This is a genomic window from Tateyamaria sp. GN1-10, assembly GCF_055693845.1.
Window position 1 is genome coordinate 871,817 of the sequence record NZ_JBVFUR010000004.1, and the last position, 14,521, is coordinate 886,337.

18 protein-coding genes, 1 tRNA gene and 1 pseudogene are annotated in these 14,521 nt (G+C 59.4%); 17 read left to right on the top strand and 3 right to left on the bottom strand.

The genetic code is table 11. From position 1 onward, the window contains the following. Positions 1 to 271: 271 nt before the first annotated feature. The 4 genes and pseudogenes from ettA (at position 272) to ACZ1HN_RS06080 (ending at position 4,286) form a co-directional block, all read left to right on the top strand. Positions 272 to 1,928 (top strand): annotated as a pseudogene (ettA, locus tag ACZ1HN_RS06065) (energy-dependent translational throttle protein EttA). Between the two features lie 323 nt (positions 1,929 to 2,251). Next, the gene (locus tag ACZ1HN_RS06070; protein WP_472726844.1) at positions 2,252 to 2,791 is read left to right on the top strand and encodes a type II toxin-antitoxin system antitoxin SocA domain-containing protein; all 540 of its coding nucleotides are present in this window, start codon (positions 2,252 to 2,254) and stop codon (positions 2,789 to 2,791) included. Positions 2,792 to 3,303: 512 nt separating this feature from the next. After that, positions 3,304 to 3,621: a divalent-cation tolerance protein CutA gene (gene cutA / locus ACZ1HN_RS06075; protein WP_299704261.1), complete on the top strand. Its 318-nt coding sequence runs from the start codon at positions 3,304 to 3,306 to the stop codon at positions 3,619 to 3,621. Between the two features lie 356 nt (positions 3,622 to 3,977). Then, positions 3,978 to 4,286: a hypothetical protein gene (locus ACZ1HN_RS06080; protein WP_299205796.1), complete on the top strand. Its 309-nt coding sequence runs from the start codon at positions 3,978 to 3,980 to the stop codon at positions 4,284 to 4,286. Positions 4,287 to 4,746: 460 nt separating this feature from the next. Here ACZ1HN_RS06080 and ACZ1HN_RS06085 read toward each other — a convergent pair. Beyond that, positions 4,747 to 4,821: transfer RNA gene (locus tag ACZ1HN_RS06085), tRNA-Thr, on the bottom strand. Positions 4,822 to 4,905: 84 nt separating this feature from the next. On the opposite strand from ACZ1HN_RS06085, the gene ACZ1HN_RS06090 reads away from it, so the two are divergent. Genes ACZ1HN_RS06090 through ACZ1HN_RS06105 form a run of 4 tightly spaced genes read left to right on the top strand, consistent with a single transcriptional unit; the run spans position 4,906 to position 7,279 of the window. Then, positions 4,906 to 5,055, top strand: a complete 150-nt coding sequence (locus ACZ1HN_RS06090) for a hypothetical protein (RefSeq protein WP_299602141.1) — start codon at positions 4,906 to 4,908, stop codon at positions 5,053 to 5,055. Continuing rightward, positions 5,048 to 6,319 (top strand): UDP-N-acetylglucosamine 1-carboxyvinyltransferase, encoded by a 1,272-nt coding sequence (murA, locus tag ACZ1HN_RS06095; protein ID WP_472726845.1) that lies wholly within the window; start codon positions 5,048 to 5,050, stop codon positions 6,317 to 6,319. Before ACZ1HN_RS06090 ends, murA begins: the two co-directional genes overlap by 8 nt. After that, positions 6,319 to 6,786 (top strand): DUF2948 family protein, encoded by a 468-nt coding sequence (locus ACZ1HN_RS06100; RefSeq protein ID WP_299205788.1) that lies wholly within the window; start codon positions 6,319 to 6,321, stop codon positions 6,784 to 6,786. Before murA ends, ACZ1HN_RS06100 begins: the two co-directional genes overlap by 1 nt. Then, positions 6,779 to 7,279 carry a GNAT family N-acetyltransferase gene (locus ACZ1HN_RS06105; protein ID WP_472726846.1) on the top strand — a complete coding sequence of 167 codons (501 nt, stop codon included), beginning with the start codon at positions 6,779 to 6,781 and terminating at the stop codon, positions 7,277 to 7,279. The genes ACZ1HN_RS06100 and ACZ1HN_RS06105 overlap by 8 nt, the downstream gene beginning before the upstream one ends. Positions 7,280 to 7,484: 205 nt before the next feature. Here ACZ1HN_RS06105 and ACZ1HN_RS06110 read toward each other — a convergent pair whose 3' ends face one another. Beyond that, positions 7,485 to 8,072, bottom strand: coding sequence for a TetR/AcrR family transcriptional regulator (locus tag ACZ1HN_RS06110; protein WP_472726847.1), 588 nt, complete (start codon positions 8,070 to 8,072; stop codon positions 7,485 to 7,487). 88 nt (positions 8,073 to 8,160) lie between these two features. Between ACZ1HN_RS06110 and ACZ1HN_RS06115 the strand changes: the two genes are divergently transcribed. The 8 genes from ACZ1HN_RS06115 to ACZ1HN_RS06150 all read left to right on the top strand — a co-directional run bounded on the left by ACZ1HN_RS06115 (position 8,161) and on the right by ACZ1HN_RS06150 (position 13,235). After that, positions 8,161 to 8,694 (top strand): peroxiredoxin-like family protein, encoded by a 534-nt coding sequence (locus ACZ1HN_RS06115; RefSeq protein ID WP_472726848.1) that lies wholly within the window; start codon positions 8,161 to 8,163, stop codon positions 8,692 to 8,694. 30 nt (positions 8,695 to 8,724) lie between these two features. After that, a complete protein-coding gene (locus tag ACZ1HN_RS06120) occupies positions 8,725 to 9,126 on the top strand; it encodes a hypothetical protein (RefSeq protein ID WP_472726849.1) in 402 nt (133 codons plus the stop codon). A gap of 80 nt (positions 9,127 to 9,206) precedes the next feature. After that, positions 9,207 to 9,647: a YybH family protein gene (locus tag ACZ1HN_RS06125; protein ID WP_472726850.1), complete on the top strand. Its 441-nt coding sequence runs from the start codon at positions 9,207 to 9,209 to the stop codon at positions 9,645 to 9,647. A gap of 205 nt (positions 9,648 to 9,852) precedes the next feature. Next, the gene (hisD, locus tag ACZ1HN_RS06130) at positions 9,853 to 11,154 is read left to right on the top strand and encodes a histidinol dehydrogenase (protein WP_472726851.1); all 1,302 of its coding nucleotides are present in this window, start codon (positions 9,853 to 9,855) and stop codon (positions 11,152 to 11,154) included. A gap of 169 nt (positions 11,155 to 11,323) precedes the next feature. Continuing rightward, the gene (locus ACZ1HN_RS06135) at positions 11,324 to 11,803 is read left to right on the top strand and encodes a UPF0262 family protein (RefSeq protein WP_299205767.1); all 480 of its coding nucleotides are present in this window, start codon (positions 11,324 to 11,326) and stop codon (positions 11,801 to 11,803) included. After that, positions 11,804 to 12,265 carry an arsenate-mycothiol transferase ArsC gene (locus ACZ1HN_RS06140; protein ID WP_299205765.1) on the top strand — a complete coding sequence of 154 codons (462 nt, stop codon included), beginning with the start codon at positions 11,804 to 11,806 and terminating at the stop codon, positions 12,263 to 12,265. After that, positions 12,265 to 12,657 carry a ketosteroid isomerase-related protein gene (locus ACZ1HN_RS06145; RefSeq protein ID WP_472726852.1) on the top strand — a complete coding sequence of 131 codons (393 nt, stop codon included), beginning with the start codon at positions 12,265 to 12,267 and terminating at the stop codon, positions 12,655 to 12,657. Before ACZ1HN_RS06140 ends, ACZ1HN_RS06145 begins: the two co-directional genes overlap by 1 nt. Beyond that, positions 12,654 to 13,235 carry a GNAT family N-acetyltransferase gene (locus tag ACZ1HN_RS06150; RefSeq protein WP_472726853.1) on the top strand — a complete coding sequence of 194 codons (582 nt, stop codon included), beginning with the start codon at positions 12,654 to 12,656 and terminating at the stop codon, positions 13,233 to 13,235. The genes ACZ1HN_RS06145 and ACZ1HN_RS06150 overlap by 4 nt, the downstream gene beginning before the upstream one ends. A gap of 1 nt (position 13,236) precedes the next feature. Here the strand turns inward: ACZ1HN_RS06150 and ACZ1HN_RS06155 are convergent, their stop codons facing one another. Then, on the bottom strand, positions 13,237 to 13,596 hold the full coding sequence (locus ACZ1HN_RS06155) for a hypothetical protein (protein ID WP_299745682.1): 360 nt from the start codon (positions 13,594 to 13,596) through the stop codon (positions 13,237 to 13,239). A 315-nt stretch (positions 13,597 to 13,911) separates the two neighbouring features. Between ACZ1HN_RS06155 and ACZ1HN_RS06160 the strand changes: the two genes are divergently transcribed. After that, a complete protein-coding gene (locus ACZ1HN_RS06160; RefSeq protein WP_299205730.1) occupies positions 13,912 to 14,037 on the top strand; it encodes an EcnA/B family entericidin in 126 nt (41 codons plus the stop codon). The last annotated feature ends 484 nt before the right edge of the window (positions 14,038 to 14,521 follow it).

Consider the following 14,521-nt stretch of genomic DNA (forward strand, 5'->3'; position numbering starts at 1 on the left):
CAGCGGGCACCAGATCATCGGGGTAATTCAGACCGCTTCGATACAGGTTTGGTGGTGGCGCAAGACTGATGCCAACCGCGCAGCCTGCCATGACCCAGCAGACTGCAAACAGGATAAACCGCCTCATGTCAGGCACTTCCGTAGATTGCGTTGATCACCGCTAACACAGGTCGGTTGGCTTCACCAAATGACATTTCCATGGCCGGCGATGCATTGCCCTTTGCCCGCGTGCCGGGTAGACGGACCTGCACAGTTTTTCCGGGAGGATGCCATGGCTGCCTATCAATATGTCTATCACATGTCGGGTGTCTCCAAGACCTATCCCGGGGGCAAGAAGTGCTTTGAGAATATCCACCTGAACTTCCTGCCGGGCGTGAAGATCGGTGTCGTGGGCGTGAACGGCGCGGGCAAGTCCACGCTGATGAAGATCATGGCGGGCATGGACAAGGATTTCACCGGCGAGGCGTGGGTCGCCGAGGGCGCCAAGGTCGGCTATCTGCCGCAGGAGCCGCAACTGGATCCGGCCCTGTCCGTGCGTGAGAACGTGATGCTGGGCGTGGCCGAGAAGAAGGCCGTTCTGGACCGCTACAACGAGCTGGCCATGAACTACTCGGACGAGACGGCAGACGAAATGGCCGCCCTGCAGGACCAGATCGATGCAGAGAACTTGTGGGATCTGGACAGCCAGATTGATGTGTCGCTGGAAGCGCTGCGCTGCCCACCCGACGATGCGGATGTAACCACCCTGTCGGGCGGTGAAGCCCGCCGCGTCGCGCTGTGCAAGCTGCTGCTGGAAGCGCCCGAAATGCTGCTGCTTGATGAGCCGACCAACCACTTGGATGCCGAGACCATCGCGTGGCTGCAACAGCACCTCATTGACTACAAGGGCACGATCCTGATCGTGACCTCACGACCGTTACTTCCTCGATGACATCACCGGGTGGATCCTTGAACTCGACCGCGGGCGCGGCATCCCCTACGAGGGCAACTACTCCGCATGGTTGGAACAGAAGGCCAAGCGGCTTCAACAGGAAGCCCGCGAAGACAAGAGCCGCCAGAAGACGCTGGAGCGTGAACTGGAATGGATGCGGCAGGGCGCCAAGGCGCGGCAGGCCAAGTCCAAGGCCCGGATCAACGCCTATAACGAGATGGCTGATCAGTCCGAGCGCGAGAAGCTGACGCGCGCACAGATCGTCATTCCGAACGGGCAGCGCCTTGGATCGAAAGTGATCGATGTGCAGGGCCTGTCCAAGCACATGGGTGACAAACTGTTGGTCGAAGGGCTGGATTTCTCTCTGCCCCCCGGCGCGATTGTCGGCGTCATCGGCCCCAACGGCGCGGGCAAGTCGACCCTGTTCAAGATGCTGACCGGTCAGGAAACGCCCGATGCGGGGACCATCGAATTGGGCGACACGGTGCAACTGTCCTATGTCGACCAGTCACGTGACGATCTGGCGGCGAATGACACGGTGTGGGAAGCCATCTCTGGCGGGGCCGAGGTGATCGAACTGGGTGACGCGCAGGTGAATAGCCGCGCCTATTGTTCGTCCTTCAACTTCAAGGGCGGCGACCAGCAAAAGAAGGTGTCGCTGCTGTCCGGCGGTGAGCGCAACCGCGTGCACATGGCGCGGCTATTGAAAGAGGGCGGCAACGTGCTGCTGCTCGACGAACCCACCAACGATCTGGACGTCGAGACTCTGCGCGCCTTGGAAGACGCGCTTGTTGATTTCGCAGGCTGCGCTGTCGTGATCTCGCACGACCGGTTTTTCCTCGACCGCATTTGCACGCATATCCTGGCGTTTGAAGGCGACGCGCATGTGGAGTGGTTCGAAGGGAATTTCGAGGACTACGAGGAAGACAAGAAGCGGCGGCTGGGGCCGGATGCCCTTGAACCCAAACGACTGAAACACAAAAAGTTCGTACGTTGAGTTTTACAAAGTAAAACTCAACGGGTGCGAGGCAGCGTCTGCGCAGCGAGCGCGTTCGCACTCAGTTGAAATCTGGGCGCGACATAGGCGGACAAGCTTTTTGGGTTTACGTTTGGGTTCTAACAGTGCGCGAAAGAGTGTTTGCGCAGCAAACGCGCGTAGCGGCACCCGGTGGCAGTTGGGTTGACCCTCGTTGGAGCCCAAACGGCTGAAACACAAGAAGTTTGTTAGGTGAGTCATAACAGTAACAACCAGCAACTCAGTCAAATCTTTCGCATTTTACCTTTGAAAAGACTTGACTGCGTGCCTAAATAGACGCAGCCATGATGATTCGATTTCGCTTTGCACCTGAGAAAGCCCTAAACGCGATACGATGGATGCTGTCAAAAGGCAGCTCCCTCGACTTGCACACCATCCTCAAAGCTTTTTACTTTGCTGATAAACGACACCTAAACCAACACTACCAACCGATATTCGGCGCCACCTACCAAGCCATGGCTTATGGTCCTGTACCACTGGAAGTTTATGAGCTGTTAAAGGCAGAGTCTCTTAGGCTAAACGAGTTGAGGTTGGACGGTGTTCCATGGAAGCTTGTTGGGTATCGCGTATCTGAGAGCCCAGAAGCTGGATTTGACAATCAAGCGTTAGAGATCTTTTCAGACACCGAAATTGAAGCGCTCGAACATGGTCTACAGAGTTCGATGAGCATGAACTTCACACAAAGAACTGCGGCGACTCACGGACCAGATTGGCAAAGAGCAAACGGCGGAACAATGAAATACGAAGATATGATCGATGACCGCCCTGACAAAAAGATGATCATAAAAAATCTTCAGGAGACTGCGCGGTTTGTAAGGCTCTGACTTTGAAGCTGCTTGAAGTAACTAGAGTTTTTGACGGCTCAATCAGACCACCTGCGCCAAAAATGATCGTTTGCGTAAGCTTTGACGACGGTATCTTCTTTCGTATCAACACCGCAGATAAGTTTAGGCCGTGCGTGAAAATTCTTGCACATGATCATTCATTTTTGAGCCATGACAGCCACGTTGAGTGTTCTCCGCTCGAATTTGATGAATACGTGTTGGACGAAGCGTTGCACACTTATGGAGTATTGGGGAACGTTCAAGACAAGCACATACCTGATCTTTTGTCACAGCTTCAAAAGAACATACACATCTCAAAAACTCGCCGGGACTTAGTTGCAGAGTTTTTTCGATGAAAGCATTTGTCTAAGCTGGTCTCGTCGCAAGCCCCGACCGCGGCTCGGAGGCCGTCTTGCAATCGCTTGGGTCGGGGGCGGCAAAAACGCGGGGCGTTTCCGGGGTGAGCAACTCAGGCGTTGATGCAAATCGAATTGGCATTGTAGCGTTTGGACATGCACATCATCGACATCTGGGTGAATTGCCCCTCCATCGACACGGCCGACACGATCACGGACGCGCTGCTTGACCAGCACCTCATCGCCTGCGCCAACCGCTACGCCCCGATCCAGAGCGCCTATGTCTGGGACGGTGCCATCCAGCGCGAGCAAGAGCATCCGCTGCTTCTGAAAACCCGGGCCGACCTCGCCCAGCAGGTCGAGGACGCCGTGCGCGCCCTCCACCCCTATGACGTCCCGCCGATCATCCGGATCGAAGCCACTGCCAATGCCGACTATCTGGCATGGGTCCACGCCGTCACTCGCCCGACATAGGGCGCGCCGTCACGGCAAGCGTGCAAAGGGCCTTTGAAGTTCCCGCATGCGCATTTGCTAACAGGTGGTTAATCCGCCTCTGTAACCCATTGAAATTCCTGACCCGCGAACCTGTCCCAGCGTGGGACATGAAAAAAGGGGCCGAGAATGTCGACCCCTCACCACAATCGATGGCCGCCGACATCACGACATAGCCGCTCTTTTCCTGCACCACCTAGGGCCGGTTGATCGAGGCCATCGCCAAAGAATATCTGACCAAAATTCAGATCGGACACGTTCTTGAGAAAAGCGATGCCAGATTGAAAATCATTCGTTAACCCCGACTTGCGAAGCTCTCGAGGGGAGCAAGAGAAGCAATGATATACATCTACCTCAGATACCTCGCTATCATCGGCACGGTTGTGTTGCTGCTTTTTGGCATCTCTTTCTTTCCGCCGCTTACAAGTGGCAGTAATTCAGCCGGTTCTGGTGTGAGCCAGGCCGAATATGAAGAAATTACGGGACAAGAGTTGGCCTATTGCGAGAACAGCGCATACGACGTTGATTGCGAGTGTTTTGCCGAGATATCTGGTCACATCCTGTCTCAGCAAGAAACCAAGGTTCCTTTTGCCGTGTATCCTGACAGGACAGCGCTTGCGCGGGGGCAAGCGTCGGGCGAATGCTGAGGTCAGGGGCTGACGAGCGGTACCACGAACGGGTCTGCGGGTGCTGTCGCCCAAGTGGCGCGGCACAGTAATCACTTCAGCATGCCTGCATTTGGCTTCTGCCGCGTCCTTTGTTCGGGGGGATGACACGCGTGATTGCCAGCCTTGTTTCAGAGTGCCCCGATCGGCACGGTCACTGTCGTCCCTACAACGCTTTCACCATGGTCAGAGAGGACTTGGACACGGGTATGGTCGATGTCGCCGCGCTTCATGGGTGTCGGCATTGAAGGTCCAATTGTGTCACAAAAAAGAGCGCTGTACCCCCTTTGGCGTAGCGGAACTGCGACGAATTATTGGAATACGTATTGTGCTGCAGGAGAGAATCGAACTCTCGCGCTCAGCGTATCCCGCAAGGGATGCACGTACGTCGAGGCCTGACACTTGCCGAGAGGCGCCTCTGTCTCAATGGGTCGGGAAACGATGGTGCTGCTGGAGAGAATCGAACTCTCGACCTCTCCCTTACCAAGGGAGTGCTCTACCTCTGAGCTACAGCAGCGCCGTGCGCGGCGGGATAGCCCCAAACCGCCACCCATGCAAGCCCATTCTGGACGCCAAATGCCCCCTGCGCTACAGAAGCGGCATGGCAGATAAAACCCCACCCAAGCCCACGGCAAAGGACGACCGCGACGCGCGGCTCAAACAGGCGCTCAAGTCCAATATGGCCAAGCGCAAGGCACAAGCCAAAGCACGGGCACAGGCAGGCAATAAAGAGGAGCAGGACAATGGATAGCATATTGGTCAAGGGTGGCGGCACGCTGAACGGGCAGATCCCCATCGCGGGGGCCAAGAACGCCTGCCTGACGCTGATGCCAGCCACATTGCTCAGTGACGAGCCGCTGACGCTCACCAATGCGCCGCGCCTGTCAGACATCCGCACCATGACTCAGCTGCTGCAATCGCTCGGGGCCGAGGTCACGTCGATGCAGGATGGTCAGGTGCAGGCGATGTCCTGTCATGGCACGATCAACACCCGCGCCGAATATGACATCGTGCGCAAGATGCGCGCCTCGAACCTTGTCCTTGGCCCGCTTCTGGCGCGCGAAGGGCATGCAGAGGTGTCCTTGCCCGGTGGCTGTGCCATCGGTGCGCGGCCCATGGACATCCACACCGACGGTCTGGCCAAGATGGGGGCAGAGATCGACCTGCGCGACGGCTACCTGCACGCCAAGGCGGACGGCGGCAAGCTCAAGGGGGCGGTGATCGACTTCCCCTTTGCCTCCGTGGGGGCCACCGAAAACATCATGATGGCGGCGACGCTCGCCAAGGGCACCACGGTCATCAACAACGCTGCGCGCGAGCCGGAAATCGTGGACCTTGCCACCTGCTTGCGGGCCATGGGCGCGCAGATCGAAGGGGACGGGACACCCTCCATCACCATTCAAGGCGTAGACAAGCTGCACGGCGCCACTCACCGCGTTGTCACCGACCGGATCGAGCTGGGCACCTACATGCTGGCCCCGGCCATTTGCGGGGGCGAGGTTGAACTGCTCGGCGGCAAGATCGACCTTGTGGGCGCCTTTTGCGAAAAGCTGGACGCGGCAGGGATCAGCGTTACGGAAACCGACAAGGGGCTGAAGGTCTCGCGCAAGAACGGGCGCATCCGCGCCGTGGATGTGACGACCGAACCCTTCCCGGGCTTCCCGACCGACCTGCAGGCACAAATGATGGCGCTGCTCTGCACGGCCGAGGGCACGTCGGTGCTGGAAGAAAAGATTTTTGAAAACCGCTTCATGCACGCGCCGGAATTGGTGCGCATGGGTGCTGATATCGAGGTGCATGGCGGCACGGCCACCGTGAAGGGGGTCGACCAACTGAAAGGGGCGCCGGTCATGGCAACGGACCTGCGGGCGAGCGTCAGCCTGATCCTTGCGGGCCTTGCTGCGACAGGGGAAACGCGGGTTGCACGCGTCTATCACCTTGACCGCGGCTATGAACATGTGGTGCGCAAGCTGTCGGGCGTAGGTGCAAATATTGAACGGATTTCGGGGGACTGATGCAAGACGCACGGTTTGAAGACGGGCGCGAGGCGCCTCTGAACCTTGGGGCACTGGATGCGGATGATTTGCAGGTGGTGTCGTCGCTGGTGCAGGATGCGGTGTTTCCGATCACGGAAATGCGTTGGGATGCACGCGGGCGATCCTTTGCTCTGCTGGTCAACCGCTTCCGTTGGGAAGATGAAGGCAAGGATCGTCACGCGCCCGAGCGGGTGCAATCCCTGCTGGCCTTCGCTGGCGTTTTGCGGGTCTCCAGTCAGGGCGTGGATCGGTCGGACAAGGATGTGATCCTGTCGCTGCTCTCGGTCACGTTTGAGGCGGGCGAGGACGGGGCAGGGGAGATCCTGCTGACGCTTGCGGGCGATGGGGCGCTGCGCCTGTCGGTCGAAGCGATTGACGTGACGCTCAAGGATGTGACCAGACCCTACGTGGCCCCGTCAAAATCGGTGCCCAAACACGATGACTGACCTGTCCGTGCGCCGTCTGACCGGCGCAGATGTGGAGGGCTGGCGCGCGCTGCGGCTTGAGGCGCTGTCGACTTACCCGCAGGCGTTTCTGACCACCTATGACGAGGCTGCGGCTGTGTCGTTGGACACCATCGCGGAGCGTCTGGAGAATGGGCACAGCTTTGGTGTGTTTACGGGCTCAACCCTTGTCGGCATCGGCAGCCTGATCCCTCAGACAAAAGCGCAGACAAAGCATCGGGCCGATCTTGGCGCGTTCTTTGTTCAGCCCGGCGCGCAGGGCAGTGGTGCGGCGACCGCCCTTGTCGAAGGGATCGCAGCTGCTGCGGGCCAATTGGGCATCAGTCAGTTGGAACTGTTCGTGGCGGCCAGTAACGCGCGCGCCATTGCATTCTACATGCGCGCGGGCTTTCGGGAGGTTGGGCAAATACCCAACGCCACCCTGAGCGATGGTCATGCCGAGACCGACCTGATCATGATCCGCGCCATAGCGTAAGGCGTCTGCCTGGCGCACCACAGGTGCGCCTTACGGGGGTCGTCAGCACATTGTTCAATTGTGGTTCTGGTGCAGCCAGCTGCCCCTTACCAGACATCCTTACTTCAAAAAATCAGGTGGATGTATCATGGGGGGCGCCTATCGTCCCAAACCCACCGATACTGCGGATCGTTTGAAGGTCTGCGTCTGCTAAAGTGCTTCCAAGTCAATCTACTAGCATACGCACCCTGTCTTCGAGGTCCTCAAGCAGCGCGTCTGCGGACCAGCCGGCCCGACTGCGGTGCACATAACCCTGGCGCATGTCGTGCAACAGCCGCGCGCGATCTTGAGATGGGAAATCATCTGGCAGATTTCCCTTAGCCTTCTCTTGATCGAACCGGGCGGCAAGCCGGGCATCCGTGTCCTGAATGGCCTTCTCCATCCGTTCCGCAACACCATCAACCTCGCCGACCGTTGTTGCCACGCAAGAGGCCAGAAAGCAGCCTCGTGGTGCGCCTTCCTGCTGGGTTGAGTGCGAGACCACGGACATCAAAAACCCTCGCACCGCATCCTCAATCGTTCGGGCCCCTTCAAAAGCAACAATCGGCGCGCACCCGTCGACATCCGCGTAGCGGTCGATTGTCTTGAGGTAGAGCTCGCGCTTGTCGCCAAAGGCCGAATAGATGCTGGGCCCGCTGATGCCCATCGCGGCGGTCAGATCTTTCATGGACGTTGCCGCATAGCCCTTTGTCCAAAAGGCATTCATCGCGGCCATCAGCGCTTCGTTCTCATCAAAGCTCCGGGGTCTTCCCATTTTTTTTGTATCGTTCACAATAAAAGTCCTTGACGGCTGCTGAGCTTTATTTATGTATCGTTCGTTAGAAAAGTCAAGGAGAGCGCTCATGCAGCCTGCAAGGCCGGCACCCGGAGAAATATTTCCTGCGATTGAAGTTCCCAAGCTTGGGGGAGGTTCCCTTCGGCTGGGTGTCCCGTCCAAAGGATATGACTGGCAGATGATCGTGGTTTACCGGGGCAAGCACTGTCCCATCTGCACGCGTTACCTGGGCGAGATCAACGAGGTCGCAGCCGCCTTGAAAGAGCTGTCCATCGAAGTTGTTGCGGTGTCTTCTGACAGTGCAGCGCGGGCCAAGGACCAGATTGGCGAGGTGAGCCCTGACTTCTCCGTCGGCTATGACCTGTCGATAGAAGATATGAAGGCGCTGGGCCTGTACATCTCAAGCCCCCGCCACGGCATCGACGTTGAAGGCCCGTTTGCAGAGCCGGGTCTGTTCGTTGTGAACGAAGATCGCGAATTGCGCATGGTCGACATCTCGAACGTTCCCTTCCTGCGCCCGCAAATGCCCTCTTTGGTCCGTGGCCTTCGGTTCATGCGCGGCATGACGGAACCCTTTCCGGCCAACGGCATCTATGCCTGAAACACCGCTTTCCCAAGAAAGAGAAACGTCATGACAATGACAACAGATCACCCGAATACCGCTGCCGTCAAAGCCACGTTGGACAATCTTATCACCGGCGTATCCGGCCATGCCTTCGACGTGCTGGACCGCACCTACCACAAGGACATGCGCACCTATCTTCTGACCGATGACGGGGTGCTGATGCAGAATGACAAACCGGGCTTCATGGAGCATGTGAAGGCCGCGATGTCCCAGATGGGCGACCCGAACCCATGGGCCGAGTATCACCTGGTCGAAGCTGACGACATCCATGGCCATATCCTCATCAGCCGCAAGAACAACGTGACCAACCACAAACAACTGGTGACGCTCAGCATCGACTTCACGTTCGAAGAGGACCGCTGGCAAATCACGCGAGAGGTCATCATGACGCGCAACGAGGTGAACTAGGTCCACCACAAGTCGTCTAAGCGCTCCTCGGAGCGCTCTTTCACGATCATCCCCGACCCAGCTCAACGGAGACACCCAAGATGAACCGCATCCTATTTGCCCCTCTGATCATGACATTCACCTTCGCAACGACGGCTCATGCAGAAACGGGCATTCCGGCCACCCTCAACGCAGTGAATGATGAGTTTAACGCAGCTGCCGCCGCTCATGACCCAGAGCGCCTGGTGAACCTGTACGCAAACGATACGCTTTGGATCGCCCAAGGCGCTCGGGTGACGCAAGGCCTGCAAGGACCACGTCAACTTTTTGAATTTGTTACGCAGAACAAAGGCGAGGTCACGCACACGATTGACCATCTCTTTGTCTCCGACGACGAAACGCTGGCCGTGATGATTGGTTCCGTCGATGCCAAGATCGAAAGCCAGGGTATGGATGCGACGGGTACGTATTTGTTTGTTCTGGAACCCGAAGATGACGGTTGGGAGATCGTCACAGACATGTGGCATCAGCACAGCGAATGAACATTCCCTAAAACGCTGTGGTTTGTCCGGCTCTTTTCGCCGTCCCGACATCAGGCGTTGCGACGCATTGAATGAACGCCCGCCTTGCAGCCTTTGGGGAGATACCGCCTGACCGTTCCATGGTCAGGCGAACGTGTCGTCCGCCCCGCCCCTTGAGCCTGTGCGGTCCGCCCGCTATGTCCGGCCTCAGCCGGAAAGGACATCCATGCCCCAGTTTCTTGACCACAGCGACGCTGATTTCGAAGCGCAATTTGCCGCCCTTCTGTCCGCCAAGCGCGAGGATAGCCCGGATGTGGATGCGGTTGTGGCCGATATCATCGCCGACGTGCGGGCGCGAGGGGATGCTGCCGTCATTGAGCTGACGGAACGTTTCGACCGCATTGCCCTGACGTCCGACACTCTGCGGATCAGCGCGGACGAGATCGCCGGGGCTGTTGCAGAGGTTGGGCAGGAAGATCGCGACGCACTTGCCCTCGCAGCTGCCCGCATCCGCGCCTATCACGAACGCCAGATGCCCGAGGACGCCCAGTGGACGGACGAGGCGGGTGCCACCCTTGGTTGGCGCTGGACGCCAGTGTCGGCGGCAGGTCTCTACGTGCCCGGCGGGCTGGCCAGTTACCCGTCCTCGGTCCTGATGAACGCTATTCCGGCCAAGGTGGCGGGTGTGGGACGTCTGGCCATTACCGTGCCGACCCCCGATGGTGTCATCAACCCCCTGGTCCTGATGGCGGCGCAGCTTTCTGGCGTGGACGAGATTTATCGCATCGGGGGCGCACAGGCGATTGCGGCGCTGGCCTATGGCACGGATACGATTGCGCCTGTCGACAAGATCACAGGGCCGGGCAATGCCTTTGTCGCCGCCGCCAAGCGGCGCGTCTTCGGCAAGGTCGGTATCGACATGATCGCGGGCCCGTCCGAGATTCTAGTGATCGCCGACGGCGACAATGACCCTGACTGGATTGCCCTCGACCTGCTCAGCCAGGCCGAGCACGACGAAAGCGCGCAATCGCTGCTGATCACCACTGATCCCGCCTTTGGCTTGGCAGTGGCCGATGCGGTGAGTGCACGCCTTGAAACGCTGGAGCGCCGCGCCATCGCGGGCGCCAGCTGGCGGGACTTCGGTGCAATCATCACCGTGCCGGACCTTGATGTTGCGGTACAGCTGTCGGACCGTATCGCGCCCGAGCACCTTGAGCTCTGTGTCGCGGACCCTGCGGCGCTGTCGGAAAGTATCACCCATGCCGGGGCTATTTTCCTGGGCCAATGGACGCCCGAGGCGATTGGGGACTACATCGGTGGTCCCAATCACGTGTTGCCCACAGCCCGCTCGGCCCGGTTCTCGTCCGGCCTGTCGGTCATGGATTTTGTCAAGCGGACCACGCTGGCGCAGATGACGCCTGATGCGCTGCGCGCCATTGGTCCGGGCGCAGAACGGTTGGCCGCCTCTGAAAGCCTTGAGGCGCACGGGCTGTCCGTGACTGCGCGTTTGCGCAAGTTGAACGGGTAGAGGGGGGCCAACCCCCGGCTGCGCCGCCCCCCGAGGTATTTTCAGCCAGAAGAAGGGGCATCCCCGCGCTTGGACATGAAATGCGGTGCGCGGCATTGTGGCATTGTATTGCGCGGTTCCAGACCCTAAGCATTGCGAAAGATTGTTTCGTTGCCGAAGGCCCCGCGCCATGACCCGAATTGCCCGCATCATGTTGGATGATGCCAACCTACCGCCCCCCACACCCGAGATCGAACAGGAACGCAAAGTGGCGATGTTTGATTTGCTCGAGGACAATACCTTTGTCCTGCCGGGCCGAGATGGCCGCCCGGTACCGCAGGGGCCCTACAATGTAGGTCTGTCCATTCGCGACAAGCGTCTGGTCTTTGACGTTGCCACCGAAGCTGACGAGAAGGCGGCCGAGTTTCACCTGTCCCTCGGCCCCTTCCGGCAAGTGGTCAAGGACTATTTCCAGATCTGCGAAAGCTATTTCGAGGCGGTGAAGAAGCTACCTCCCAGCCAGATCGAGACCATCGACATGGCCCGCCGCGGCATCCACAACGAGGGCAGCCGGGTGCTTCAGGAACGGCTGGAAGGCAAGGCAGAGGTCGACACCGACACCGCCCGCCGCCTTTTTACCCTGATCTGCGTGCTGCATTTCGGCGGATAGATGACCGAAACGCTGCCGCAATCCATCCTCTTCTGCTGCGATCACAACGCGGTTCGGTCCCCCATGGCAGAGGGGATCATGAAGAAGTTCTATGGCACCGGCACCTATGTCCAATCCGTCGGCGTCAAGAACGACATGGAGATCGATGGCTTTTCCATCGCCGTGTGCCAGGAACTGGATGTGGAACTGAGCCGCCACCGCTCGCGCAGCTTTGACGAGATGGAGGATTGGGGCGACGACCTGTCGTCCTTCGACCTGGTTGTGGCCCTCAGCCCGGCCAGTCAACGGCGTGCACTGGAATTGACGCGCTACTATCATCTTGAGGTCGAATACTGGCCGATCCTCGACCCGACCGGTCTGGGTGAGACGCGCGAGGCGAAGCTGGAAAGCTACCGCGCCGCCCGCGACCAGATCATTACCCGCCTTGTTGAGCGGTGGGGGCCGGCCAGGGAGGGCAACTGATGCAGATCGTGATTGATTATTTCGAAGCGTTCAATGCGGGCAATGTCGAGGGCATGCTGGCTTGCCTGACCGAGGACGTGGCCCACCATGTGAACGAAGGGCGGGTGCGCGAAGGCAAGGACCTGTTCCGGGCGTTTTGCACGCATATGAACCAATGCTACGCGGAGAGGCTCACCGACATGGTGGTGTTCTCGGCCCAAGGTGGCACCCGCGCCGCAGCCGAATACACCGTCAATGGCACCTACCTGCAAACGGATGAAGGGCTGCCCGAGGCGCGCGGTCAAACCTATTGCCTGCCCGCCGGGTCCTTCTTTGACATTCGGGACGGTAAAATCGCCCGCGTCACCACCTATTACAACCTTGCGGATTGGGTGCGACAGGTCGGGGTATGAGGATCGAGACACTGACCGGGCCAGCCCTGACCGAAGCGCTGGATGATGTGGCAAAACTGCGCCTCGCGGTCTTTCGGGACTGGCCGTATCTCTATGAAGGCGATGCCGCGTATGAACGTCGTTACCTCGAGGTTTACGAACAAAGCGACCGCGCGGTCGTCGTTGCGGCTTACGATGGCGACTGGATGGTGGGGGCGGCGACAGCGGCGCCCCTCGTGGAACATGCTGATGCGTTCTCGGACGCGTTTGACGGCGCGAATTTCAGTGTAAACTCTTGCTTCTATTGTGGAGAAAGCGTGTTGCTGCCGCGCTTTCGTGGCCGTGGGCTAGGCCACCGCTTTTTTGACATGCGCGAGGCCCATGCACGCGACTTGGGCTACAAAAGTATGTGCTTTGCCTCGGTCCTGCGACCACCGGACCACCCCTTGCGCCCCAGCGCGTACCGCCCCCTGGATCCTTTTTGGGAAGGGCGTGGATATAGACGGATGCCCGGTGTTGTCGCCCATTTCTCCTGGAAGGACGTCGATCAGGGGGCCGAGACGGAAAAACCGCTGCAGTTCTGGATCAAGGACTTTTAGCTCAGCTGCACTGCCGCGCGGCGCTGTCGCTGTAGTCCTTCCAACGGCGCCAGAACCGTTCATCCGTTGAGCGATCGGATACGCGCACTTCCTGTGCCTGTTGCGGGTTGCTGAAGAACCCCGCGCCACGGCTTTGGTCCGCCGAACTCAGCGATTGGTTGGCAACGGCCTGCACGCAGCCACAGCGCGCCCGGCTGGCCTGATCCCGTCCCCCGCTTCGGCAGGCGGAATAGATCGGGCCGGTCGCAAACAGCACCGGGGTCGTGGGAACGGCCCGCGCGCTGGAATAGGAAGATCCGCCGCCACAAGCGGCCAGTCCAAGGGCCGCGGCCCCGGCAATGATCGTGGTCGAGAGTTTCATATCTCTGCTCGTCTCTGCTGTGACGGGTTGGCCCGCTCTGAATGTGCAAACTATGCCGTAAACATAGGACAAGGGCAATTCACGAACAAGCGTGCAGCCGTGGACCGCGCGCGTCGCCCGGCAGGGTATCGGCGCCAGCCGATGCACGAGAGGATCAGCGCCTATCCCTTGCCCCTTTTCGGCCCGCAGCACATCCCGGCCTTGGGTCACGCCAATTCCCAAGCCTTCTAAGGAAAAACCCGCCGATGCGCGGGCAGTTGATTTGACCAGACAGGCCCGTCTGTTTATGTGACTTGCAAAAGATCGGAGAGCAGAATGAACCGCACCCGTTTGATCCTGTTGGCAGTCGTTGCTGCCACCGCACTTGCAGCCTGTGAAACCGCCAAGGGCGTCGGGCGCGACATTACGCGCGCAGCGGACGCGGTAGACCGGGCGATTTAAGCGCACCGCCAAGCGGTGCGCGTCACCCCGACAGGGTATCGGCGTAGCCGACGCACGACAGGGGAAAGCGTGGGTACTGGCGCAACCCTGTAGGGCGGGCTTCAGCCCGCCAAGCCCCGACCAAACATCGCCTGCGACATATCCACAAAGCACCACAGCGCGGAATCAAGGGCGCAAGCCCGCCGCGCATCGGCAGGCCCTCCCACGGCCTGTCGATTTGGCTGGTCTTGGTGCTTCGGTGAACCGGAAGATGTACTTGGCGGCCATAAAGTGCTGCAGCACAAAGGTTGGATCGACAGCCCAGGGCCTGCCGACACGGGGCCTTTTACTGCGCAGACGAAATTAAGGTAAAACATCTCCGTTCGAACCGTCCCGCCTGGCGGTACCGCCGGGCCGCGCCCGACCCTCCCCCCGGGAGGGCGCATTGGGGACGCCTCGCTCCGAACCTATGATTTGCGCACATCCAGTGCATTGCGTCGCCGCA

Coding starts and splice junctions, on each gene's coding strand:
- murA (WP_472726845.1), top strand. CDS start 5,048: ATGGATAGCATATTGGTCAAGGGTGGCGGCACGCTGAACGGGCAGATC.
- ACZ1HN_RS06140 (WP_299205765.1), top strand. CDS start 11,804: ATGACCGAAACGCTGCCGCAATCCATCCTCTTCTGCTGCGATCACAAC.
- ACZ1HN_RS06155 (WP_299745682.1), bottom strand. CDS start 13,596: ATGAAACTCTCGACCACGATCATTGCCGGGGCCGCGGCCCTTGGACTG.
- ACZ1HN_RS06090 (WP_299602141.1), top strand. CDS start 4,906: ATGGCAGATAAAACCCCACCCAAGCCCACGGCAAAGGACGACCGCGAC.
- ACZ1HN_RS06145 (WP_472726852.1), top strand. CDS start 12,265: ATGCAGATCGTGATTGATTATTTCGAAGCGTTCAATGCGGGCAATGTC.
- ACZ1HN_RS06070 (WP_472726844.1), top strand. CDS start 2,252: ATGATGATTCGATTTCGCTTTGCACCTGAGAAAGCCCTAAACGCGATA.
- ACZ1HN_RS06125 (WP_472726850.1), top strand. CDS start 9,207: ATGAACCGCATCCTATTTGCCCCTCTGATCATGACATTCACCTTCGCA.
- cutA (WP_299704261.1), top strand. CDS start 3,304: ATGCACATCATCGACATCTGGGTGAATTGCCCCTCCATCGACACGGCC.
- ACZ1HN_RS06115 (WP_472726848.1), top strand. CDS start 8,161: ATGCAGCCTGCAAGGCCGGCACCCGGAGAAATATTTCCTGCGATTGAA.
- ACZ1HN_RS06135 (WP_299205767.1), top strand. CDS start 11,324: ATGACCCGAATTGCCCGCATCATGTTGGATGATGCCAACCTACCGCCC.
- ACZ1HN_RS06100 (WP_299205788.1), top strand. CDS start 6,319: ATGCAAGACGCACGGTTTGAAGACGGGCGCGAGGCGCCTCTGAACCTT.
- ACZ1HN_RS06120 (WP_472726849.1), top strand. CDS start 8,725: ATGACAATGACAACAGATCACCCGAATACCGCTGCCGTCAAAGCCACG.
- ACZ1HN_RS06080 (WP_299205796.1), top strand. CDS start 3,978: ATGATATACATCTACCTCAGATACCTCGCTATCATCGGCACGGTTGTG.
- ACZ1HN_RS06105 (WP_472726846.1), top strand. CDS start 6,779: ATGACTGACCTGTCCGTGCGCCGTCTGACCGGCGCAGATGTGGAGGGC.
- ACZ1HN_RS06150 (WP_472726853.1), top strand. CDS start 12,654: ATGAGGATCGAGACACTGACCGGGCCAGCCCTGACCGAAGCGCTGGAT.
- ACZ1HN_RS06160 (WP_299205730.1), top strand. CDS start 13,912: ATGAACCGCACCCGTTTGATCCTGTTGGCAGTCGTTGCTGCCACCGCA.
- hisD (WP_472726851.1), top strand. CDS start 9,853: ATGCCCCAGTTTCTTGACCACAGCGACGCTGATTTCGAAGCGCAATTT.
- ACZ1HN_RS06110 (WP_472726847.1), bottom strand. CDS start 8,072: ATGGGAAGACCCCGGAGCTTTGATGAGAACGAAGCGCTGATGGCCGCG.